We start from the raw sequence: 23304 nt of genomic DNA, 5'->3' as shown, positions 1-23304 counted from the left end.
TTATATCTGCGCCGGAGCGCTTTCTCCGGTGCGGAGTGTGCGTTGTGGATTGAACATTTATATTAGGAGGAATGGGACGGAATGAAGAAGAAGCTGATTCCGATACTGGCAGCGCTGCTGCTGATAGTGATCGTGGTGGCGATTACATTGGCCAGCGGCTTGATTAAAAAATATAGTTTTACGGATGAACGTGCGGACCTGAATGCTTATTTTAACCTGCAGGGGGAGGATCAGGTAGGACTGGTGCTCCAGGATGAGGTGGTTGAGGATAAAGGGAAGCTGATCGACGGGGAAGTATATCTGAATTACAATACCGTTAAGAATTACTTCAACTCCAGGTTCTATTGGGATTCAAATGAGAATGTTCTGCTTTACACGACACCCACCGATATTATTAAGGCAGAAGTGGGAAGCAAGGATTATTATATTTCCAAAAATAAGAATACGGAAAATTATGCGATCGTAAAGGTGGATGGGGATCAGGCGTATATCGCGCTGGATTATGTTCAGAAATTTACGAATATAGAGTATGAGACGTTCCAGGAGCCGAACCGTGTCCATATCACTTATCAGTGGGGCGAGGTAAAGATGGCTGACGTCAAAGGGGATACCCAGGTCCGGGTGAAGGCTGGGAATAAGAGCCCGATTCTGACGGATGTTCTGAAAGGGGATCAGCTCTATGTCCTTCCGGAGGAAGCGCAGATCGAAGAATGGACGAAGGTGCGGACCGGGGACGGTTATATTGGATATATTCTGAATAAGAAGATTGGCGAGACCCGCACGGAGACTACCAGCCGGGAATTTGAAGAGCCGGTCTATACGAATATCTCCAAAGATTATCCGATTAATCTGGTGTGGCATCAGGTAACCAACGCCCAGGCCAACGGTAAGCTGTTGGAGCTGATTACGAATACCAAGGGAGTGAATACGATTTCCCCTACCTGGTTCTCATTGTCGGATAACGAGGGAAACATCGCTTCTCTGGCGGATAAGAATTATGTGACCCAATGCCATCAGATCGGAGTGGAAGTCTGGGGATTGGTGGATAATTTTAATAAAGAAGTAAGTACCTTTGATGTGCTGTCACATACGTCCAGAAGAGAGACGCTGATCAACCAGCTGATCGCAGCAGCGATCGAGTATCAGTTAGACGGGCTGAATATTGATTTTGAGGAGCTGTCCGGTGAGACAGGGGAACATTTTATAGAGTTTATCCGGGAATTATCCATCAAATGCCGGGCTAATGGGATCGTTCTGTCGATCGACAATTATGTACCCAAGGCTCACACGGCTCATTATGACCGCAGGGAACAGGGAATTGTGGCGGATTATGTGATTATCATGGGGTATGATGAACATTACAGCGGCTCCAAGGAATCCGGGTCTGTGGCCTCGATGGGATTTGTCCGGGAAGGGATAGAGAAAACGCTGGAGGAAGTTCCGGCGGATAAGGTAATTAACGCCGTCCCGTTCTTCAGCCGACTCTGGAAGGAGACACCCAAGACGGAGGAGGAGATCGCTGCGGAAGACCTGACCGAGGAATATGTTCCGTATCACCTGAGCAGTGAGGCACTGGGGATGCAGGCCCAGCAGGATATCATCAGTGTCAACGGCCTGGAGCCGGTTTGGCAGGAGGATATCGGGCAGAATTATGTGGAATACGAAAAAGACGGTTCCACTTATAAGATGTGGATCGAGGATGATCAGTCCATTGATCTGAAGGCAGGCCTGGTGAAGGAATATAATCTGGCCGGTATCGCCGCATGGCGGCTGGGGCTGGAGCAGCCCAGCACCTGGGATGTTATTTTGAAATATGTGAACTGACGGCAGCCGTTCTGTTGTCATGAATCGGGCGGGCTCCCACATATATTATATAAAATGTGTGTGGGAGCTGCTTTTGTGAAAAGAAAGACTCTGGAGATCGGAATGGGAGTTCTGATGCTGGCGGGAGTACTGTTTTTGTCCAGGCAGGGAGCTGTTCTGGTATCAAATATGAAACAGGCACAGGCTCAGCAGAAGGTAGTGGTGATAGACGCGGGACACGGCGGTGCGGACCCGGGTAAAGTCGGTGTCAGCGGAACATTGGAAAAAGATATTAATCTGAAAATTGCGTTTCAGCTGAAAGAGTTTTTGGAGGAAAATGACATTAAGGTGGTGATGACCCGGGACAGTGACGGCGGCCTGTATGATTCCAGTGCCAGCAATAAAAAGGTGCAGGATATGCAGCGGCGCTGTTCAGTGATCGACAGCGCGAAACCGGTCTGCACGGTGAGCATTCACCAGAACAGTTATCATGAAGAGGGAGTGCACGGGGCGCAGGCGTTCTATTATTCTCATTCGGCTGAGGGGAAGGAACTGGCGGAGATGATACAGGCTTCGCTGATCGGTACTGTTGATCCTGAGAATCATCGGGAGGCCAAAGCGAATGACAGCTATTATCTGCTGAAACGAACCGAGACGCCTGTGGTTATCGTCGAATGCGGGTTCCTGTCAAACTGGGTGGAATCGGCTAAGCTGGAGGATGAATATTACCAGGAGAAACTGGCCTGGGCGGTCCATATGGCTGTGATGCAGTACATAGCCGCAAACTGACCGAAGAGGCCGGTGCCGGAAGGAAATTGGAAGAAATCAATAGTTTCCCTTTCGATAATGAAGTGGTATAATAACGAAGGATGACGTATGCCTCTGGATGGCTTACGCACAAAAACTGAGGTAGATGAATGGAAGCAAAGATAATAAAAGTGGATAGACAAAATATAGATCCGGAAGTCATGCGGCAGGCGGGTTCGATTATCCGCATGGGCGGATTGGTGGCGTTTCCGACGGAGACGGTATACGGACTGGGAGCCGATGCGAGACAGAAGGATGCGGCTTCCAGGATTTATGCGGCCAAAGGGCGGCCTTCGGATAATCCGCTGATCGTCCACATAGCGGAATTTCAGGCGCTGCGGGCGATCGTAAGCGAGATTCCGGAAAAGGCCGTGCGGCTGGCCCAGACGTTCTGGCCGGGCCCGCTGACTATGATTCTGAATAAAAGCGGGGAGATCCCTTATGAGACTACAGGAGGCCTGGATACGGTGGCGGTCCGGATGCCGGATCACCCGGTTGCCCTCACCCTGATCCGTGAGGGGGGCGGCTATATTGCCGCGCCCAGCGCCAATACATCGGGCAGGCCAAGCCCCACGATGGCGGAACACGTCATGGAGGACCTGGGAGATAAGATCGAACTGATCATAGACGGCGGGCCGGTGGGAATCGGTATCGAATCCACCATCGTGGATATGACGGTGGAGCCGCCTATGATTCTGCGGCCCGGATATATAAATCGAGAAATGCTGGAGACCGTGGTCGGCCCTGTGGAAGAGGACAAGACTCTGTTTCTTGATCATCAGGACATGAAGCCCAAGGCGCCCGGCATGAAATACCGCCATTACGCGCCCAAAGCGGATATGATGATCGTGGAGGGATCGGAGGCTGCTGTGATCGCCAAGATCAATGAGCTGATACGCAAGGATCAGGGCGGGAAGATCGGGGTCATTGCCACAGACGAAACCAAGGCCAGATATATCGGCGCGGATGTTAAGAGTATCGGAAGCCGCAGTGAAGAGATCTCCATATCCAGGAATCTCTATCGGATTCTGCGGGAGTTTGACCGGGAAGAAGTAAACAGCATCTATTCCGAGGCATTCGAGCTGCCGGAACTGGGACAGGCAGTGATGAACCGGCTGCTAAAGGCGGCCGGCTATCATGTGATCAATGTAAAAAATGAGATTAAACTCCGGAACTATCGGAAAGTGGTGTTTGTCTGTGCCAGCGATACCTGCAGGGCGCCTATGGCAGAGGCGATCATGAAGAGCAAACATGTAACGGCTCCGGTCGTGATCCAGTCCAAGGGGCTGGTGGTCCTGTTCCCCGAACCGCTGAATCAGAAGGCGGAAGCTGTGATGATCAGCAATGGTCTGAAGATGGAACAGCATATGTCTTCCCCGCTGGAGGAAGAGGACTTCGGTGATGATACTCTGATCATTACCATGGATGAAGAGCAGAAACAGAAGGTACTAATGGGCTATTCGAAGGCGATAAATGTATATACACTGAAATCTCTGGTAGGAGAGGACGGCGACATTCCGGATCCTTACGGAGGACCGCTCACGGACTATGGAGAATGCTATGAGGAACTGTATCGTCTGGTTACCCTGTTGGTAGAAAATTGGAATGAGGAGGAACCATAATGATCGCATTGGGCAGTGACCACGGCGGCTATGAACTGAAACAGGAGATTAAGCAATACCTGGAGGAACAAAAACTGGAATATAAAGACTTCGGCAGTTACGATGAGGAGGCCTGCGATTATCCGGTATACGCCAAAGCAGTCGCACACGCGGTGGCGGACGGGGAGTGTGAAAAAGGAATCCTGATCTGCGGGACCGGAATCGGTATTTCCATTACGGCAAACAAGGTGAAGGGAATCCGTGCGGCGCTCTGTTCTGACTGTTTCAGCGCGGAAGCCACCAGGCTTCACAATGATGCCAATATACTGGCTATGGGAGGACGGGTCGTCGGCCCCGGACTGGCTGTTAAAATAGTGGATACGTTTTTGAACACGGAATTTTCAGGGGATGAACGCCATATGAGAAGAATCCGGCAGATAGAAGATATCTGAATGAATTGGCAGATAAAATTTAAAAATATACAATCAGGAGGAGACACATGTCAAAAGTAATGATTATGGATCACCCGCTGATCCAGCACAAAATCGGATTAATCCGCAAGGTGGATACCGGTTCAAAGGATTTCCGCCAGATGATCGGCGAAATCGCCATGCTGATGTGCTACGAGGCGACCAGGGACCTGAAACTGCAGGATGTGGAGATCACTACCCCGATCTGTACAACGACGGTAAAGGAGCTTCAGGGTAAGAAGCTGGCGATCGTGCCGATCCTCCGGGCAGGATTAGGCATGGTCGACGGTATGCTGACGATGATTCCGGCGGCTAAAGTCGGGCATATTGGCCTGTACCGCGATCCGGAGACGTTAAACCCGGTGGAATATTACTGCAAACTTCCTGCGGACTGTTCCGAAAGGGAAGTGTTTGTGGTAGATCCCATGCTGGCGACCGGAGGTTCCTCCGTGGCCGCGATCCAGATGCTGAAGGATAAGGGAGTCAATAACATCCGGTTCATGTGTATTATCGCAGCGCCGGAGGGGTTGAAGAAGATGCAGGAAATTCATCCGGATGTGGATGTATATATTGGAGCCATGGATGATCATTTGAATGATCATGGATATATCGTTCCGGGTCTGGGAGACGCGGGGGACCGCATATTCGGAACGAAATAAGCAGTAGTCGGCCGTTGGTGTTTGTTTTGGACAAAGGAGCAGGTATATGAGCGATAAAAGAGAAGATTATATAAGCTGGGATGAATACTTTATGGGAGTTGCCATTCTGTCGGGGATGCGGTCCAAGGACCCAAGTACCCAGGTAGGGGCCTGTATCGTCAGCCAGGATAATAAGATTCTTTCCATGGGATATAACGGGTTCCCCATAGGCTGTTCGGATGATGATTTCCCGTGGACCAGGGAAGGCGAGCCGCTGGATAACAAATACTTCTATACCACCCACAGTGAGCTGAACGCTATTCTCAATTACCGGGGAGGCAGCCTCGAGGGTGCAAAGCTTTATGTATCCTTATTTCCCTGCAACGAGTGTGCCAAAGCGATTATTCAAAGCGGGATCAAGACGATCGTCTATGACTGTGATAAATATGCCGATACACCTTCGGTGCTCGCTTCCAGACGGATGCTGGATGCGGCGGGGGTGCGGTATTATCAGTATAAGAGAACGAACCGGGAGATTAGATTTTCGGTTTAGGTGAGGTTGGCGATTCAAAGGGGGAACATCAAAAGGGGACATGTCCATTTCAGTTTGGGACAGGTACAGTTCAGAAAGTACCTGTCCCAAACTGAAATGGACATGTCCCCCTTTTGATCATCTTTATTTATTGTAGGCGGATGGATTCCGTGTTAGTCTTTGTATTGTATCTTTATATTGTTTTCGCGATCTCTCGCAGATAGTTACCGTCTGTACCGCAGCATCCTCCTAATATACGCAGGCTGAATTTGCGCTTTACATGATACATGCTTTGTGCCAGGGAGATTGGATCGGAACATTTCAGATCCCGGGAGCCGTCCAGTTCTTCATAAGATAAAGGGGAGGCGTTGGCCTGTATTCCCAGAAAACGCGACCGAACATTCCCGCTGCGGTTAAAGTCGTGGGATAGAGCAAGGGATAGAATATCGGGATGTACACAGTTAGTCATGTAGCAGAGCGGGCGGTGGTTGACGTGCCGGTCGATGGAATGGATAGCGCTGTCTATGGTTGTGCCGTCGATCAGACGTCCGTCCTGTCGGATTGTAAAGCTGATGATATAGGGGAGGCCGGTGTCTGACATGGCCATTGCCATACCTTTGGCCTCTTCCAATACCGGCATAATTCCGGCGAACAGGAAGTCTGCGCCGGCTTTGGCAAAGGTATTAGCCTGCCATGAGTGGAAATTGTGTGCTTCCGTGGAAGTCAGGCTGTCTTTGCCGGTGTAGGCGTCTCCCTTACACCCCATGAGGCCGCCCACAAACATTGGAGTATTTGCGGTGCGTTGGATCTCTTTGAGCAGGGCGACATTATCATATAAAAGAATGGAATGATAGCCTGCGGAATGTACCTGCGATTGATTGGCGCGTCTGGTCGGTGTCGTGGCAAGGAAAGGCAGATGGTATTCTTCCGCAATTGATAAGTATTCGGTCCATAAATTTCTCAGAGCAGATTTGCCGGAATGGTGATAGATGAGATCGGCCATTGCTACAGGCCCATCGATTGGCAGTCCATATTCTCTTTTTAATCTTTCGCCCAGAGCCCCTTCCATTAATAACGTCTGAGAATCCTTAAAACACTGTTCAAAATCCATAATATAGGCTCACATTCCTTAAGATTTATTTGCGGGATTAAATCCGGTTAAAGGTACGTGTACAAACAGTTTTGGACATGTCCCAAACTGGAATGGACATGTCCCAAACTGGAATGGACATGTCCCAAACTGAATTGGACATGTCCCCTTTTAGTCACTTGATTATTCCCGGGTTAGAATCTCACGCTGGAGATCGTCAAACCTGTCCTGATATATGATGGACAGCAGATAGTCCAGACGCCGCAGAGCCCGCAGCAGCATACCCTGTGAGATTAACTTGTTTTCCATGGCGTCGGCCAGTTCGTCCACATCCACGACTTTTATGCTTCCGTCGGGGGTTAGGATGACATCCACCAGCAGATCGGTGAAGGTATAAGCGTTCAGCTGCGTATCATAGGCGGTATCGATAATGTCGCAGTACCAGCATATGTGCTGGTTTTCATGGTCGTAAAAGCGGCTGACTTTGAATCCCTTTTTCATGAAATAGCAGGAATATCCGTGATCCAGCTCTTTTTTGGGACGGATGGTATTCCATTTCGTTACGATAATCCGGTCATCCCGGTAGAGGATCTGATCCTCCTTTAATTCGATACATTCCGAGGGGATGAGGCGTTTCCGGTAGAGAATCGGGTTGGTTTCCATTTCCATAAGCGCTCCTTACTGCATGATTTCGGTATTTTTGATAATGGTCATGGGCTCTTTGTCCATGTACTGCTTTTCCGTTGATTTATGCTTGTAATATGCCAGGTTGTAAGCGCCTTTATCGGGCATTGCGGAAAATTCGGTGGGGGTATATCCGGTCATTTCCTTGAAGACCCGGTTGAAGGTCCGGACGTTGTTAAAACCGCAGTTGAATGCGATATCAGTGATCTTATCGTTGGAGGTCCTGAGAAGGTCCGCGGCTTTTTCCACACGGATCATATTCAGATAGATGACAAAATTAATACCGGTAAGCTTCTTGAATATTTTTGAGAAATGGCTCTCGCTGAAATGCATCCTGCCTGCCGCGAATTCCAGAGTGATGTTCTCCATATAATGCTCTTCCATATAGGAGAGCAGCTGCTGTAAATCTTCCAGCATGATGAGCCGGCGGTTCTGGCTCTGCATGGCGGTGTCGCTGGTGGGGACATTGCGTTTCAGCAGATACCAGAACTGGCGGATCGAGGCGGTTACCACGTCCTGGTAATAGGGCTTCTGGCTTTCCATTTCATCGTCAATCAGGTCCAGCAGCCTTTCCAGCATGTCAAATAAACCGTATGCTTCCAGCTGTTCTCTGGTCACACACGGGTGCTGAAAATGTGAATTTGTATAGTGGGAACTGATGAGATTTGTATCAAATATCAAGAAATCCAAACAATTGTCCATCTGATAAGAATCGCTGTAATGGATATCCCCGCTGTCACAGATGATCAGATCCCCGGCTTTGGCATAAAAACTCTGATCGGTAACGCTCAACTTTGCGCTGCCGGAGCGAATATAGATCAATTCGATTTCTTTGTGCCAATGCGCCAAAAAACTGATATCTTTGTAAGATTTGTGCCAAACCATGAATTCCGTGGCGTATCTGCGCACTTCGTGAAATGCTTTCATGATGCACCTCCCGGGCGCGGGTGTCGGCCCCTGATGGGGATATTTCCTTGATTATAGCAGGAGTGTATCGAAAAGTCCAGAGTAACATCACAAAAATTGTCTATATCCGCACAAATTTTTACGTGTGTTTTTTACGGACATGTTGTATAATTAGCATATCTGGTTAAAGAATTCTACATATCCATTGTGGAAAACGTTGAAAGAAAAATATTATGGAGGTAAGAAGAAATGGCAAAGAGCAGATTAATTGGTGATTATCCTGTGATTGGTATCAGACCGACCATTGACGGACGCAGAGGTGCATTAAAGATCAGAGAATCTCTGGAAGATCAGACCATGAACATGGCAAAAGCTGCCGCTAAATTGTTTGAAGAGAACTTAAGATATTCCAACGGCGAACCCGTAAAAGTTATTATCGCCGATACAACCATCGGCCGTGTGGGTGAGACCGCCGCATGTGCTGAGAAATTTAAAAAAGCAGGTGTTGACATTACGTTAACCGTTACCCCTTGCTGGTGCTACGGAGCGGAGACCATGGACATGGACCCCAATACCATCAAAGGCGTATGGGGATTCAACGGAACAGAGAGACCCGGCGCTGTATATCTGGCCAGCGTACTGGCGACTCATGCACAGAAAGGCCTTCCGGCATTCGGCATCTACGGACATGATGTTCAGGATGCGGACGACACCAGCATCCCCGCTGATGTTGAGGAAAAATTGTTAAGATTCGGCCGTGCGGCAGTGGCCTGCGCTACCATGAGAGGTAAATCCTATCTGCAGATCGGATCGATCTGTATGGGTATCGGCGGCTCCATCATTGATCCTGCGTTTATCGAAGAATATCTTGGCATGCGTGTGGAATCTGTCGATGAGGTGGAGATCATCCGCCGTATGACAGAGGGTATCTATGACGAAGCTGAATTCCAGAAAGCTCTGGCCTGGACAAAGGCAAACTGCAAAGAAGGATTCGACAAGAATCCGGAAGGCCTGCAGAAGACCAGGGAAGAAAAAGACGAAGCCTGGGAGTTCGTAGTCAAGATGATGGTTATCATCAAAGACCTGATGAACGGCAATCCGAACCTTCCGGCCGGCCGCGAGGAAGAGATGTGCGGACACAACGCTCTGGCTGCTGGTTTCCAGGGACAGAGACAGTGGACAGACTTCTATCCCAACTGTGATTTCGCTGAGGCGATGTTAAATACCTCCTTCGACTGGAACGGAGCGAGAGAGCCCTATGTACTGGCTACAGAAAACGATGTACTCAATGGACTTGGCATGATGTTTATGAAACTTCTGACCAACCGTCCTCAGATATTCGCGGACGTGCGTACTTACTGGAGTCCGGAAGCGGTTAAGAAAGCTACCGGATATGATCTGGAAGGTGTTGCGAAAGATGCCGGCGGATTCATCCATCTGATCAACTCCGGCGCAGCCTGCCTGGATGCCTGCGGAGAAGCAAAAGATGAGAACGGCAATGCTGTTCTGAAACAGTGGTGGGATGTAACCGAAGCAGACCAGAAAGCGATCATGGAAGCGACTACCTGGAACCCGGCCGATAACGGATATTTCCGCGGCGGCGGTTTCTCCTCCAGATTCGTAACCAAAGCAGAAATGCCTGCCACCATGATCCGTCTGAATCTGGTAAAAGGCCTTGGGCCGATGCTTCAGATCGCAGAAGGCTGGACCGTAGCCCTTCCCGATGAAGTAACCGACATCTTATGGAAGAGAACCGACTATACATGGCCTTGTACCTGGTTCGCTCCCAGAACAACCGGTGAGGGTGCATTCAAGACCGCTTATGATGTAATGAACAACTGGGGCGCGAACCACGGCGCGATCAGCTATGGCCACATCGGCGCAGACCTGATCACTATGTGTTCCATGCTCCGTATCCCGGTAGCTATGCATAACGTACCGGACGATAAGATTTTCCGTCCGGCCAGCTGGAACGCATTCGGCATGGACAAAGAAGGACAGGACTTCAGAGCCTGCGCTGCTTATGGTCCGCAGTTCAAATTAGTGAGATAAGTCTTTATGACGAAATAACTGGATAAAGGAAAGCCCGTGAGGGCCAGGATGTGACGATTCGTCCATCCTGGCCCTTTTGTTGATTTGTACAAGTTAAATTTTCAATAGAAAGTAAATGATTATACACAAAAAAGCAAAAGTTCTGTGGGAAAAAATGAGTCTGAAGTAACCATTCATTCTATAAAATCAACGATTCCCCTCAATTATTACAATGCAAAAAAATTCATCAGAACTACAAAATTTTATTAAAAAATGCACAATGAATAAAAAATATTAACGCATTTAATTGACATCTTGTATAAGGGGACCTATAATAAAAACAGTTACACTGCAATGATTCAGAGAGGAAAAGAAGGGAGAAGAGGGTTGAACGAAGTGTTCAAGCTTCCATCCCTAAATGTGCGGGAAAGCGCACGGAAGGAGGAAATCATGGAAAAAGAAATTGTATCCACCGAGCTGGCTCCGGGAGCCATCGGGCCGTATTCCCAGGCGGCAAAAGGAGCGGGCGTCGTGTGTGTGTCGGGGCAGCTTCCGCTGGATCCCGTGACCGGAACCATGCCGCAGACGGTGGAGGAACAGGTGGCCCAGTCGATGAAAAACGTACTGGCCATATTGGAGGCCAGCGGATCGGACCGTTCAAAGATTCTGAAATGCTGCCTGTTTATCCGGGATATGGATAAGTTTTCCGCGATCAATGAAGTTTACGCCACCTTTTTCCCCGACGAGCCACCGGCCCGGGTTGTAGTAGAGGTGTCCCGACTGCCGAAAGACGCGCTGGTGGAGATAGACGCCATCGCTCTGTGCTGAGGTCCTGCTATGGCAGTTAAGATTGCAAAGCGGTACCGGGGAGTGGAAGGCGGATTGTTTTCCAAAGTGACGAAGGCTGATGTGGGTGACAGCTTTGCTTCGATGGAGGGGCAGGTCACGCTGATGGGGTGGGCGGATCCATTTTATCCGGACCCGGCTATTCCGGAACATATTCAAAAGGTGCTGATCGATACCGTAAAGACTGGTTTTCCTGCCCACTATACCATGCCCAGCGGTTCTCTGGAACTGAGGCAGGAACTGGCGGAGAAGTTAAAGAATTTCAATCAGATTTCTGCAGATCCCAGACGGAATATTATTATTACCCCGGGATCGGATTCCGGCCTGTTTTTTGCTATGAGCGCCTTTATCGGGCCGGGGGACGAAGTGCTGGTGCCGGATCCCAGCTATCCCAATAATTTCCTGAATGTACAGCTGCTGGGCGCTGCGGCGGTACCTGTACCGCTGGACCGGGAACGGGGATATCAGCTGGATGTGGATGCTTTCGCCCGGGCTGTGACGGATAAGACGAAGGCCATCGTCCTGACCCATCCCAATAACCCGACCACCACCGTATTCCGCCGGGAAGGGCTGGAGGCTCTGGCCAGGCTTGTGGTGGAGAAGGACCTGGCACTTATCGTAGATCAGGCATTTGAGGATTCGGTATTCGATGGGGTAGAGTATGTCTCCCCTGCTGCGCTGCCCGGAATGTGGGAGCGGACCGTGACCGTATGCTCGATTTCCAAGGGAATGGGACTGAGCGGGTTCCGTGTGGGGTATCTGGTTGCGGACGACCGGGTGATGGATGTGTTCCACGGCGCGGCGGTAAACGTTCTCGGAGCGACGAATACCCTCTCCCAGATCGCGGCAGTTGAGGCATTTCGGCATCCTGAGTTCCTGGAGGAGAATATCCGGGCATTCGGGCGGCGAAGAGACATGGCCTGGGAAGAGCTGTCGGGTGTACCAGGCGTACATATGTACCGGCCTGAGTCGGCGTTTTACTGTTGGCTCGATGTATCTGCCCTGGGGGATTCCACCGAGATCGTGGACAGAATCCTGCGGGAGGCAGGCGTGGCGGTCAATGACGGGAAGGCATACGGCAGCCAGGGAGCAGGCTGTCTGCGGATTATCCACGGTTGTCTGGGCGACGAGGAAGCAGCCCGCGATGCGCTCAAGCGTATCGCGAATGTTCTGACCGTGATTGCCCAAGAAAGAGAAGTGAAACAAGGAAACACGCTTTTAGGCAAATGAGGAAGTGGAGGAGAGAGAAAGCATGAGTACGTTGATTTCAGTAGACAACAATATTGGTTTGATGGCGGTGCTGTGCGGCATTGTCGCGCTTGCAATCTGTCTGGAGCAGAGGTACAAATGGGCGGCGAAACTGACCGGCTGTATCCTGGTCCTGTTAACGACACTGATTTTATCCAACCTGCGTATCATACCGGAGGATGCGCCTGCTTACGGATTTGTGGGTACCTATCTGGTTCCGATGGCTTTGCCGCTGCTGCTGTTCAGGGCAAATATCCGCGAAATTGCGAAAAACAGCGGCAGGCTGTTAATCTTATTTTTACTCAGCGCCTGCGGTACCATGCTGGGCTCTGTCATTGCGTTTTTCACGGTTGGACGGTTTATCCCTGAAGTGGGTAAATTCCTGGCTATGATTACCGGCTCTTACATAGGCGGAGGAATCAACTTTGTGGCTATGGCGGAGAACTACGGTGCCAGTGGAACCATGGTTTCCACTGCCAATGTGGCGGACGCGATTACCATGATGTTTTTCTTCTTCGCACTGATGACGATTCCGAGTATGGCATTCTTTAAACGGCATTTCCGTCATCCGATCGAAGATCACCTGGCCACTGTGGAGGGACAGAACGCAACGGGTAAGACCAATGCTGCGAATTACTGGTCCCGCAAAGAAATTTCCCTGAAGGATATCGCACTGGCACTGGGCATTTCCGTTGTGATCGTGGCAGTATCCACCCCGCTGGCGGATTTCTTCGCATCGGCGATCCCTACCAGTAATTTTATCCTGAAATTCTTCAACGCGCTGCTGGGCAGCAAATACCTGATCATCACCCTCATTGCGGTTGTGGCGGCTACCGTTTTCCATAAACAGCTGAACGAAATCAAGGGAGCGCAGGAATTTGGTACTTACTTTATCTATATGTTCTTCGCTACCATGAGTGCGCCGGTTTCCCTGCGCCTGCTGGTAAATGACGCCCCCATTTTCTTCGTCTGCTGTATCATCATCGTAGCGGTGAATATTATCGTGACTCTGGTGTTTACGAAACTGCTCAAGTTCGGTATCGAGGATGCTATGGTCGCATCCAATGCCAATGTAGGCGGAGCGTCTACCGCGGCAGCCCTGGCTATCGCTAAAGGATGGGACAGCCTTGTGGTTCCCGGCATCCTGGTAGGAACTCTGGGCAACGTGATCGGTAATATCTGCGGAATCCTGATCGGCACTATTTTCGGGGCATAAGTTCAGAACGTAAAATGCTTAATACAGAAAGGAATGATCATTTTTGTTTATTGATAATCGGGAAATACCCAAGGGAACAAAGTTAAAGTGGAACTTTTTGGCCGCTGAAATGACAGTTAATAAGATCGAAGTTCCGGTCACTGTCATCAATGGCGCGAAAGACGGCCCTACCCTGACGATTACGGCCGGAGTTCATCCCAATGAGCTTATCGGAATGGCGGCGACGATCCGTCTGTCCAACGAGATCGATCCTAAGGACGTGGCGGGAACCCTGATCCTGGTCCATGTGGAAAATGTGATGGGACTCCAGTTCAAGTATGCCAACCGCTCTCCGCTGGACGGCGTAAATATGAATTCGGTATTCCCTACCGGAGAGCAGACCGGAGAGGATTCCGGCAAAGATCAGCTGCACCTGGGAATTTCCCCCACAAAGCAGGCGGCTGAGAGGATCTTTCAGACCTTTATCTCTATTGCTGACTGGCATGTGGATATGCACGGCGGTGAACTGCATGAGGATCTGGATATGAATATCGAGATTCTGCCTATCGGGGAACCGGTGGATGAGAAGACCAGGAAGCTGGCCAGGATGTTCATGTCGGAGAAGATCTGGGAAGTACCCCAGGGGACGATCCCGCAGATGCCTAATTATCCCGGCCGCGGTTCTGCTGTTGCGGAAGCCAACCACCGGGGAATTCCCTCCGTGTTCTTTGAGATCGGCGGAGAAGGCAAGCTGGTGAAGGAGCATGTGGACTTTGCCTGTGACGCGCTGAAAAATGTGATGAAATCCATCGGTATGCTGGAAGGTGAGCCGGTGGTGGTAGAGCCCACGGTCTACTCAGGCGGAAATGTTTTATTTGCCCAGAGGGGCGGGCTTCACTTTATCAACATTAAGAGCGGCGATCTGGTGTATGAGGGCCAGGAATTAGGCTACACCATCGACTGGAACGGCGATGTGATACACCGGGATATCTGCCCGTGCAATGGCCTGATGACCAATATGGTGGTGCATGGCGGCGTGGAACCCGGCGATATGCTCTACGTGATCGCGAATGCAGTCGAGTGAGTGTGAGGCCACGGCACAAAGGCATCTCATAATATACTAAATTTAGGGGCTGTTGCAAAGTAGATGGCGGATTTTAAAACCGCTGCCCGCCATCTATAGAGCAGCAGCTCTTTTACGTATACGAAGAGTGTGTACAGATAATAGACAGGCGGTTCACGACAGGGAACTGCCGGTAAGATCTGAATTGACAAGAGGCTGTTTCGTACGGTAATATTTTATTCATGAAAAAGAGTTTCGCTGGCTGTACTCTTTTCCATGAATTTTAGGATAATCTGGCAGGAGGAGCCATTATGAAATATGAGCAAAATATCGTGTTAACGGAAACAGACCGTGCAATACTGGAAGCGTTCAAGACCTATGTGGAAGGACTCTCCGACTACCTGGGGGAGGGATATGAAATCGTTTTGCACAGTCTGGAGAATCTCGACCGGTCGGTTATCAAGATCATAAACGGACATTATACCGGCCGCAAAGAAGGAGCTCCGATCACGGATCTGGCGTTAAATATGCTGGCGAATATAAGCCAGGACGAGAGGAAGCCTTATGCCACTTATTTCGCAAAAAACAAAAACGGTGCGCCCATTAAGGCCAGCACCATCGCGATCCGCGGCGAGGGCGGCAGGATTATCGGCCTGATGTGCATGAATTTTTATCTGGATATGCCGCTGTCTTCCATGATTCATGCGTTCTCACCGGATGTAAAAAATGACAGTGTGTCGGAGACATTTGCGGAAAATGTATCCGAGGTTATCGAGAAAGCGGTGATTCAGGAAAAGGCTACGGTAATCAGCGATAAGGATATCTCTCCCAGTAATGTGAACAAGGAGATTATCTCACGGCTGAATGAACGGGGGATCTTTAATCTGAAAGATGGGGTCGGCCAGGTGGCGGAGATGCTGGGATTGTCTAAAAATACGGTTTATCTGCATTTGAGGAATCATAAGTAGGAGCTGGCTTTGGCGATTGCCGTGGGCCGGGATGAACCCGTAGGAGAGGGGACTGGCATCTTTCGGTAGGAAAGCCAAATTTAATAGTAACTATGTGGAGAAAGGGGCCTGTCCCCGGATGCCGGTCTGTTCGAGGAAAAAAGCGCCTGCTCCCTCGGATTCCGTATGGGCCTAGCCAACATCCGGGGACAGGCCCCTTTCTCCACGCAGTTACTATTAAATTTGGCTTCCCTACCGAAAGATGCCAGTCCCCTCTCCTACGGCCGTCAATACGAATGAAATAACATAAAAAATATGAGAAATGATTGACATTTCTATATTTCCAGTATATGATGATCCTATAGAGCGAACCGGTTCGCTCTCTGAAAAAGGAACAGGAGGGATTTCGGTGGCAGCTACCATAAGAGACATTACAAAAATGACCGGCCTATCCCTGGCTACGGTGTCCAAATATCTGAACGGCGGTAACGTACTGCCGGAGAACCGGGCACTGATCGAGCAGGCTATTCGTGAACTTCGCTATGAAGTCAACGAAGTGGCCAGAGGACTGGCCAAGAATAAGACCAAGACGATCGGAGTACTGATCCATCATTTGGATAATATATTTGCCAGTACGATTATAGCCAGAATAGAAGACATTCTGAGGCAGCACGATTATGGAACGATCGTGTGTGACTGCCGGGGGGATCTGAATCTGGAGGAGCAGGAGATCCGGTTCCTTCTGAATAAACGGGTGGACGGGATTATCACACTGCCCACATCAGGAAACGCGGAATATCTGCAGCCGGCGGTCGAGCGGAAAGTACCTGTTGTATTAATAGACCGTACATTTGGTAACGGTATGTTCGATACGGTTCTGGTCGATAACCGCGAAGCGGTTAGGGGAGCGGTTTCGGTATTAATTGGGAAAGGACACCAGAGAATCGGTATGATCTGCGGTGGTGATCAGGAGTATACGGCGAGAGAGCGGCTTCGGGGTTACTTTGAGGCATTGGAGAGCGCCAACCAAAAGATTGAGGACAGACTGATCAAGCGGGGCGAACTTTCGGTGCAGCATGGGTACCGTGGAATGAAGGAACTGCTGGAGATGGAAGAACGGCCGACTGCGGTATTCCTGAGTAATTACGAGATTACTCTGGGGGCGATTGTAGCATTAAATGAGAGTGGGCTTAAGTTCCCGGAGGATATATCGATTGTGGGATTTGATAATATGATGCTTTCCCAGGTAATCCGTCCCAAACTGTGGATGGTCGTGCAGCCTATGGATGAGATCGCGGAACAGGCCGCAGAATTGATGCTGAAACGCCTGGAATTTGACATAGAGGGCGAACCGGTTAGCGTTCATCTGAAGACAGAACTGATCTGTGGGGATTCCATAAGGGAGATTTAATACATAAATTTGCCGGTTTATCATTTACCTACATAAATCAGCCTGGTGAAAAAAGGAAGAATAAAAAGAAAGGAAGAGAAGATTATGCCACTGGTTACAACAGAACAAATGTTACTGGATGCAAGAGATGGAGGATATGCGGTAGGCGCCTTTAACGTGGAAAACATGGAGATGGTGCAGGCGGTCCTGGCGGCAGCGGAGGAGTTAGGCGCTCCGGTTATTATGCAGACGACCCCCTCCACAGTGAAATACGCCAGCCTGGATTATTACTATTCCAATGCGCTGGCGGCGGCGAGGAACTCCGGGATTCCGGTTGCGATTCACCTGGATCACGGCAGCAGCTTTGAGCTGGCCATGCAGGCGCTCCGTGTCGGATATACCTCCCTTATGATCGATGGGTCCCACAGCGTATTTGAAGAGAATATCGCGGTGACGAAGCGTGTAGTGGACGCGTGCGCGCCATCCCGGGTTCCTGTGGAAGCGGAACTTGGCAAAGTGGGTGGGAAAGAGGACGATCTGGACGGAGGAAATGGCGGCTATACAGATCCGCTGGAGGCCAGGGAATTTGCAGAGAGAACAGGCGTGAACTCGCTGGCTGTGGCGATCGGAACCGCTCATGGTGTATACAGCGGAGAACCCAGGCTGGATCTGGAGCGTTTAAGTGAGATCCGCAAGGTGGTGGACATTCCGCTGGTGCTGCACGGTGCGTCCGGGTTGTCCGATGATGCAGTAAGGGAAAGTATAAAAAGAGGAATCTGTAAGGTGAATTTTGCAACAGAACTGCGGATCGCCTACAGCGACGGCGTAAAAAAAGTGCTGGCAGAAGCACCGGAGACTTTTGATCCGAAGAAATACGGCGCCGTGGGACGTGAAAATGTAAAGCAGCTGGTCATGAACCGCATGAAGGTCTGCGGCTGTGACGGAAAAGCCTGAATGACAAGGTGATAGCGGGGGATTAGGATGGATCAGTTACTATTGGGAATCGATATTGGAACTTCAGCGTGTAAAGTAGCGTTGTTTGAACCGTCCGGTAAGGTTTTGGCCCAGTCAAACCAGGGCTATCCGATCTATTATCCGAATCCGGGCTGGGTGGAGCAGAATCCGGAGGAATGGTGGGCGGCGATCTGCAAGGGAATCCGGGAGATCATCGAAACGGCGCAGATACGGCCGGAACAGATCGCTGGTGTCGGGATAGACGGACAGAGCTGGTCCTGTATACCGGTGGACAGAGATGGTAAATGTTTACATAACACACCTATATGGATGGATATAAGAGCCAGAGACATTGCCGGACGAGTGACGCAGGAGATCGGGTTCGACCGGATCTTCGGGGTATCGGGCAATGGATTCGAACCTGCCTATACCACACCTAAAATGATCTGGTTCAAAGAACAGAGGCCGGATATCTATAAAAAAACAGATAAATTTCTGCAAAGCAACAGTTATATCGGGATGAAGCTGACCGGTGTGGTGTCCCAGGAGGTCTGCCAGGGGTACGGATTGCATTTCTTCGATATAAATACACTGCGCTATGACGCGGAGCTTGCGAAGGATATGGGGCTTTCCGTGGAAAAGGTACCGCCGCTCTATGCCTGCCATGAAGTGATCGGGACAGTCAATGCTAAGGCGGCGGCCCAGACCGGACTGGCGGTCGGGACCCGGGTAGTCGCAGGCGGCCTGGACGCGGCGTGCGGAACGCTGGGCGCAGGGGTATACCTGCCGGGCCAGACCCAGGAACAGGGCGGCCAGGCGGGAGGGATGAGCATCTGTGTGGACCGGGCGACACCGCATCCGAAGCTGATTCTGGGCCCCCATGTGGTGCCGGGCCTGTGGCTTCTTCAGGGCGGTACGGTAGGCGGAGGCGGAGTCCTTAGATGGTTCAAACAGGAACTGGGAGCTGGAGATTCCTTTGATGACCTGACCGCACTGGCGGAGAAGATTCCGGCCGGAAGCGACGGAGTGATCTTCCTGCCTTATATGTCCGGCGAGCGCTCGCCGATCTGGGACCCGGATGCCAAAGGTGTATTCTATGGTCTGGGATTTGACAAGACCAGAGGACATATGGTGCGGGCTGCGCTGGAAGGCGTAGCGTTTGCGCTTCAGCATAACCTTGCCACAGCGGCAGAAACCGGAGTGCAGGTAGAAGAACTGGTCGCCATGGGAGGAGCTGCGAACAGCCGGCTGTGGACCCAGATCAAAGCGGATGTAACCGGAAAAACGATTCAGGTGCCCACTTCGGATACGGCAACCACCCTGGGCGCAGCGATATTGGCCGGTGTGGGCGTGGGCGTGTATGATAACTTCGCGCAGGCGGTGAGGGAGACGATCGTCATAACCAGAGAACATAAGCCGGATATGGAAAAACACCGTTTCTATCAGAAATCCATGGAGCTTTACCTGGAACTATACGAAGATCTGAAGGGAACCTTCCATAAATATCACTGAAGCGGCCCGCCGCAGGCGGAGAGTTTCGCAGGCGCACTATTTCATTTCAAAATTTCAAATCGATACAACTAACAGGATAATATGAAAACGGAAAAGTGAGGTTAGATCATGAAAGCAGGAGTTGTTCATGCAAGAGAGGATATCCGCTACGAGGAAATACAGACCCCTTCCCCCAAAGCCGGCCAGGTTCTGATTAAGGTAAAATATACCGGGATCTGCGGATCTGATGTTCCGAGAGTAAACGGGGATGCCTGCCATTTCTTCCCCAATGTGCTGGGCCATGAGTTTTCCGGAGTGGTGGAAGAGACCGGCGCAGGCGTTGCCAGCGTGAAGCCGGGCGACCGGGTAGCCGGTGTACCCTTGGTTCCCTGTATGCAGTGTGAGGACTGTCAGAAGGGAAATTATTCGCTTTGCAGGAATTATAGTTTCATCGGTTCCAGGGAATACGGAAGTTTTGCGGAATACGTGGTGGTGCCGGAACGCAACGCGGTGAAATTTGAGGACAACGTATCATTTGAGCAGGGGGCCTTTTTCGAACCATCTACGGTGGCTCTGCACGGCTTACTGCGTGTGAATTACCAGGGAGGCGGTACCGTGGCGATCCTTGGCGGAGGGACCATCGGGCTGTTCACGATGCAGTGGGCGAAGATTTTCGGCGCCAAAAAAGCAGTGGTATTCGATATCAGCGGGGAACGTCTGGCCCTGGCCAAAAAACTGGGGGCGGATGACGTAATCAACACGCTGGAAGAGAACTATATGGAAAAGGCGCTGGCCCTGACAGACGGAAGAGGATACGACTACGTATACGAAACCGCCGGAAATACGGCGACTATGCATATGGCGTTTGAAGCGGCCGGAAACAAGGCGCAGGTTTGCTTTATCGGGACGCCGACGAAAGAACTGACCTTTACGGTAAAAGATTGGGAAAATATGAACCGTAAGGAATTTACCCTGACCGGTTCCTGGATGTCCTACAGCGCTCCGTTCCCGGGCAGGGAGTGGGAATTGACTGCTCATTACTTTAAAACAGGAGAGCTAAAGTTTGACGAATCCCTGATTTACAGGAAAATCCCCCTGAGCAGGATTGACGAGGCATTTGCGATGTATAAAATACCCGGGCAGGTGAAAGGGAAGCTTTTAATTGATTCAGAAGCATAAGACCGGGAAAACGCCAAAAGACAAATTACTGATTTATTTCAATAAGTAAATAAAACGTTAAAAATGTGAGAAGGGGCCAAGAGCTCATTATTTAAAATTCAAATCAGAAAAGAGGTAATGTAAAATGGAAAACCATGTAATTCCCGAAGACGCGGTCAATCCCGCAGAAGTACCGCAAAGGCTCCTGTATACCGGGGCTAAAATGCCCGGAGTCGGCATCGGAACCTTCGGGTCCGACCGGTTCGGAGCGGATGACATAGCGAATGCGGTAGAAGATGCAGTAAAATCCGGCTATCGCCTGATCGACTGTGCCTCCTGCTACGGAAACGAGGACAAAATAGGTATCGCGCTGGAAAACGCTATGAAATCCGGTATCAAGAGGGAGGAACTGTTCATCACCTCCAAATTATGGAACGATATGCATGGAAAAGGAGATGTACTGCTCTCATGCGCTAAGACATTAAAGGATCTGAGGCTTGATTATCTGGATCTGTACTTTGTCCACTGGCCGTTCCCCAACTATCATCCGCCGGGATGTGATGTGGACACCAGGAATCCGAATTCCAGGCCATACATCCATGAAGAATTCATGGAGTGCTGGCGGCAGATGGAGCGTTTGGTTGACATGGGGCTGGTAAAACACATCGGTGTATCCAACGTCACGATTCCGAAACTCCAGCTAATCTTAAGAGACTGCCGGATCAAGCCGGCCGTCAATGAGATGGAACTGCATCCCTGCTTCCAGCAGCCTGAGCTCTACGATTTCTGCAAAGAAAACGGCATAGAGATCATCGGCTTCTGTCCCATCGGTTCTCCGACCCGTCCGGACAGAGATACAACCCCGGACGATATCGCGGACATCGAGCTGCCGGAAATACAGGCGATCGCAAAAGCCCACGGTGTGCATCCGGCCATCGTATGCCTGAAATGGGCGGTACAAAGAGGCCACACACCGATCCCGTTCTCCATTCACCGGGACCAATATCTAAGCAACCTTCGCTGCAGCTTCGAAGATCCCCTGACCGAAGAAGAATTAGAACTTCTGAAAGGTGTGGACAAAAACTGCCGTCTGATCAAAGGTCAGGTATTCCTCTGGGAAGGCGCAGGCGACTGGGAAGACTTGTGGGATCTGGGAGGCGAGATTCCGGGCTGGAACGGTTATACCAAAAAATAGGAGGCCCATATGATAACAGCAGTCACATTAAACACATCAATAGACAAGGCCTACCAGGTCGAGGATGTAATAAAAGGGACCGTCATGCGGGTAAAAAGCTGTAACAACACAGCCGGCGGAAAAGGGTTAAACGTAGCCCGCGTAATCAGGATCTGCGGCGAAGAGATACTGGCAACCGGCTTCTGCGGCGGACATGCCGGCGCCCTGCTGGAGGAGATGTTAGATAAAGCAGGTATCGCATACGATTTTGTCCATACAGCGAAAGAGACCCGGAACTGCCTGAACATCCTGTCCCAGGACGGTGTCTCCACCGAATTCCTGGAGCCCGGTGAACCGGTCTCCGAAGAAGAGATCAGCGCCTTCCTGAAAAAATACGAATCCATTGTCGGCAAAAGTAACGTGATCACGCTGTCCGGCAGTATCCCCCAGGGCGTCCCGGCAGATATCTATGCCACCCTGATCCGCATCGCCAAAGACAAAAAAAGGAAAGTGATCCTGGACACCAGCGGTGCGGCGCTGACTGAAGGGATCAAAGCGCTGCCCGACATGATAAAACCCAACGCGGATGAAATAGAAACTCTTCTAGGCATATCCATAACCAACCGGGATGACATCATCCGGGGAGCCGTCAGACTTCACGACATGGGTATCCCTTATGTGGTAGTCTCTCTGGGAAAAGAGGGTGCTGTCTGTGTATCCGGCCAGGGAATCCAAAAAGCCGTCCCACCGGCCGTCAACGCTATCAACACCGTAGGCTGCGGTGACTCGATGGTAGCCGCCTTTGCGGTAAGCTTTGAACGCGGATACAGTCTTAAAGAGGCCCTGAAATACGCAGTCGCGGTCTCCGCGGCCAATACGCTGACGACCACAACAGGGCATTACCACCCTGAGGATATGCGAAAAATCTATCATCTGATAGAGGTTGAGGCTTTATAAGAGGACTGCGCCCGGACGGACCGGGAGGGCCAAGAAAACTGGAAGGGCCGGGAATGCTGCTGCGGGACAGACCGGATTCTGCCAGACGAAGGGGAGCGTCCGCCGGTTTGGGCGGGAAAAAAGAGCGGGCTGTGAAATGCTTCGGCCAGACATAAGAATATCCAGCTGCGAAGGGATGAGAACCTTTTATTCGCAGGTCCGGGCCAAACTCGCCAAAAGGCGGCTCAAACAGTGGCCCGAACCTGCAAGGTTCTCCTCCCTTCTCCGCAGGATATTCTAATGTCTGGCCTCAAGCATTTCACAGCCCGCTCTTTTTCCC

Annotated in this window: 21 protein-coding genes; 18 read left to right on the top strand and 3 right to left on the bottom strand. The window is 50.7% G+C overall.

All coding sequences use genetic code 11. From position 1 onward, the window contains the following. Nucleotides 1-81 precede the first annotated feature (81 nt). From ABC831_RS01210 to ABC831_RS01185, 6 genes are all read left to right on the top strand, one after another. Nucleotides 82-1824, top strand: a complete 1743-nt coding sequence (locus ABC831_RS01210; RefSeq protein ID WP_343246470.1) for a glycosyl hydrolase family 18 protein — start codon at nucleotides 82-84, stop codon at nucleotides 1822-1824. A 75-nt stretch (nucleotides 1825-1899) separates the two neighbouring features. Then, nucleotides 1900-2592, top strand: a complete 693-nt coding sequence (locus tag ABC831_RS01205; protein ID WP_343246469.1) for an N-acetylmuramoyl-L-alanine amidase — start codon at nucleotides 1900-1902, stop codon at nucleotides 2590-2592. Nucleotides 2593-2720: 128 nt separating this feature from the next. After that, nucleotides 2721-4232 carry an L-threonylcarbamoyladenylate synthase gene (locus ABC831_RS01200; RefSeq protein WP_343246468.1) on the top strand — a complete coding sequence of 504 codons (1512 nt, stop codon included), beginning with the start codon at nucleotides 2721-2723 and terminating at the stop codon, nucleotides 4230-4232. Then, nucleotides 4232-4663, top strand: coding sequence for a ribose 5-phosphate isomerase B (gene rpiB, locus ABC831_RS01195; RefSeq protein WP_343246467.1), 432 nt, complete (start codon nucleotides 4232-4234; stop codon nucleotides 4661-4663). Before ABC831_RS01200 ends, rpiB begins: the two co-directional genes overlap by 1 nt. 47 nt (nucleotides 4664-4710) lie before the next feature. Beyond that, entirely contained in the window at nucleotides 4711-5340 is a 630-nt protein-coding gene (upp, locus tag ABC831_RS01190) for a uracil phosphoribosyltransferase (protein WP_343246466.1), read from the top strand. Nucleotides 5341-5386: 46 nt separating this feature from the next. Beyond that, nucleotides 5387-5872 carry a deoxycytidylate deaminase gene (locus tag ABC831_RS01185; protein ID WP_343246465.1) on the top strand — a complete coding sequence of 162 codons (486 nt, stop codon included), beginning with the start codon at nucleotides 5387-5389 and terminating at the stop codon, nucleotides 5870-5872. A 172-nt stretch (nucleotides 5873-6044) separates the two neighbouring features. On the opposite strand, the gene ABC831_RS01180 is transcribed toward ABC831_RS01185, so the two are convergent. From ABC831_RS01180 to ABC831_RS01170, 3 genes are all read right to left on the bottom strand, one after another. Next, nucleotides 6045-6962 carry a homocysteine S-methyltransferase family protein gene (locus ABC831_RS01180; protein ID WP_343246464.1) on the bottom strand — a complete coding sequence of 306 codons (918 nt, stop codon included), beginning with the start codon at nucleotides 6960-6962 and terminating at the stop codon, nucleotides 6045-6047. A gap of 162 nt (nucleotides 6963-7124) precedes the next feature. After that, the gene (locus ABC831_RS01175) at nucleotides 7125-7610 is read right to left on the bottom strand and encodes a DUF402 domain-containing protein (RefSeq protein ID WP_343246463.1); all 486 of its coding nucleotides are present in this window, start codon (nucleotides 7608-7610) and stop codon (nucleotides 7125-7127) included. A gap of 9 nt (nucleotides 7611-7619) precedes the next feature. Continuing rightward, nucleotides 7620-8552, bottom strand: a complete 933-nt coding sequence (locus ABC831_RS01170; RefSeq protein WP_343246462.1) for an AraC family transcriptional regulator — start codon at nucleotides 8550-8552, stop codon at nucleotides 7620-7622. 228 nt (nucleotides 8553-8780) lie between these two features. On the opposite strand from ABC831_RS01170, the gene ABC831_RS01165 reads away from it, so the two are divergent. The 12 genes from ABC831_RS01165 (at nucleotide 8781) to pfkB (ending at nucleotide 22985) form a co-directional block, all read left to right on the top strand. Continuing rightward, nucleotides 8781-10583, top strand: coding sequence for an L-fucose isomerase (locus ABC831_RS01165; RefSeq protein WP_343246461.1), 1803 nt, complete (start codon nucleotides 8781-8783; stop codon nucleotides 10581-10583). A 429-nt stretch (nucleotides 10584-11012) separates the two neighbouring features. Further along, nucleotides 11013-11390: a Rid family detoxifying hydrolase gene (locus ABC831_RS01160; protein WP_343246460.1), complete on the top strand. Its 378-nt coding sequence runs from the start codon at nucleotides 11013-11015 to the stop codon at nucleotides 11388-11390. Between the two features lie 9 nt (nucleotides 11391-11399). Continuing rightward, nucleotides 11400-12638: a pyridoxal phosphate-dependent aminotransferase gene (locus ABC831_RS01155; protein WP_343246459.1), complete on the top strand. Its 1239-nt coding sequence runs from the start codon at nucleotides 11400-11402 to the stop codon at nucleotides 12636-12638. A 22-nt stretch (nucleotides 12639-12660) separates the two neighbouring features. After that, nucleotides 12661-13872, top strand: a complete 1212-nt coding sequence (locus ABC831_RS01150) for a DUF819 family protein (RefSeq protein ID WP_343246458.1) — start codon at nucleotides 12661-12663, stop codon at nucleotides 13870-13872. A gap of 109 nt (nucleotides 13873-13981) precedes the next feature. Beyond that, nucleotides 13982-14935, top strand: a complete 954-nt coding sequence (locus tag ABC831_RS01145; RefSeq protein WP_343246457.1) for a succinylglutamate desuccinylase/aspartoacylase family protein — start codon at nucleotides 13982-13984, stop codon at nucleotides 14933-14935. A gap of 290 nt (nucleotides 14936-15225) precedes the next feature. After that, the gene (locus ABC831_RS01140; RefSeq protein WP_158350788.1) at nucleotides 15226-15882 is read left to right on the top strand and encodes a helix-turn-helix transcriptional regulator; all 657 of its coding nucleotides are present in this window, start codon (nucleotides 15226-15228) and stop codon (nucleotides 15880-15882) included. 388 nt (nucleotides 15883-16270) lie between these two features. After that, nucleotides 16271-17272, top strand: a complete 1002-nt coding sequence (locus ABC831_RS01135) for a LacI family DNA-binding transcriptional regulator (protein WP_343246456.1) — start codon at nucleotides 16271-16273, stop codon at nucleotides 17270-17272. 84 nt (nucleotides 17273-17356) lie between these two features. Then, the gene (gene gatY, locus ABC831_RS01130; RefSeq protein ID WP_343246455.1) at nucleotides 17357-18205 is read left to right on the top strand and encodes a tagatose-bisphosphate aldolase subunit GatY; all 849 of its coding nucleotides are present in this window, start codon (nucleotides 17357-17359) and stop codon (nucleotides 18203-18205) included. 27 nt (nucleotides 18206-18232) lie between these two features. After that, entirely contained in the window at nucleotides 18233-19717 is a 1485-nt protein-coding gene (locus tag ABC831_RS01125) for a xylulokinase (RefSeq protein ID WP_343246454.1), read from the top strand. 108 nt (nucleotides 19718-19825) lie between these two features. Then, nucleotides 19826-20875, top strand: a complete 1050-nt coding sequence (locus ABC831_RS01120) for a galactitol-1-phosphate 5-dehydrogenase (protein WP_343246453.1) — start codon at nucleotides 19826-19828, stop codon at nucleotides 20873-20875. Between the two features lie 124 nt (nucleotides 20876-20999). Further along, a complete protein-coding gene (locus ABC831_RS01115) occupies nucleotides 21000-22049 on the top strand; it encodes an aldo/keto reductase family protein (RefSeq protein ID WP_343246452.1) in 1050 nt (349 codons plus the stop codon). A gap of 9 nt (nucleotides 22050-22058) precedes the next feature. Then, nucleotides 22059-22985, top strand: a complete 927-nt coding sequence (gene pfkB / locus ABC831_RS01110; protein WP_343246451.1) for a 1-phosphofructokinase — start codon at nucleotides 22059-22061, stop codon at nucleotides 22983-22985. Nucleotides 22986-23304 lie beyond the last annotated feature (319 nt).

The sequence above is a fragment of the Diplocloster hominis genome (genome assembly GCF_032380655.1).
In the GTDB taxonomy this organism is placed as follows: domain Bacteria; phylum Bacillota; class Clostridia; order Lachnospirales; family Lachnospiraceae; genus Diplocloster; species Diplocloster hominis.
This window is presented reverse-complemented; position numbering and strand designations above follow the sequence as displayed.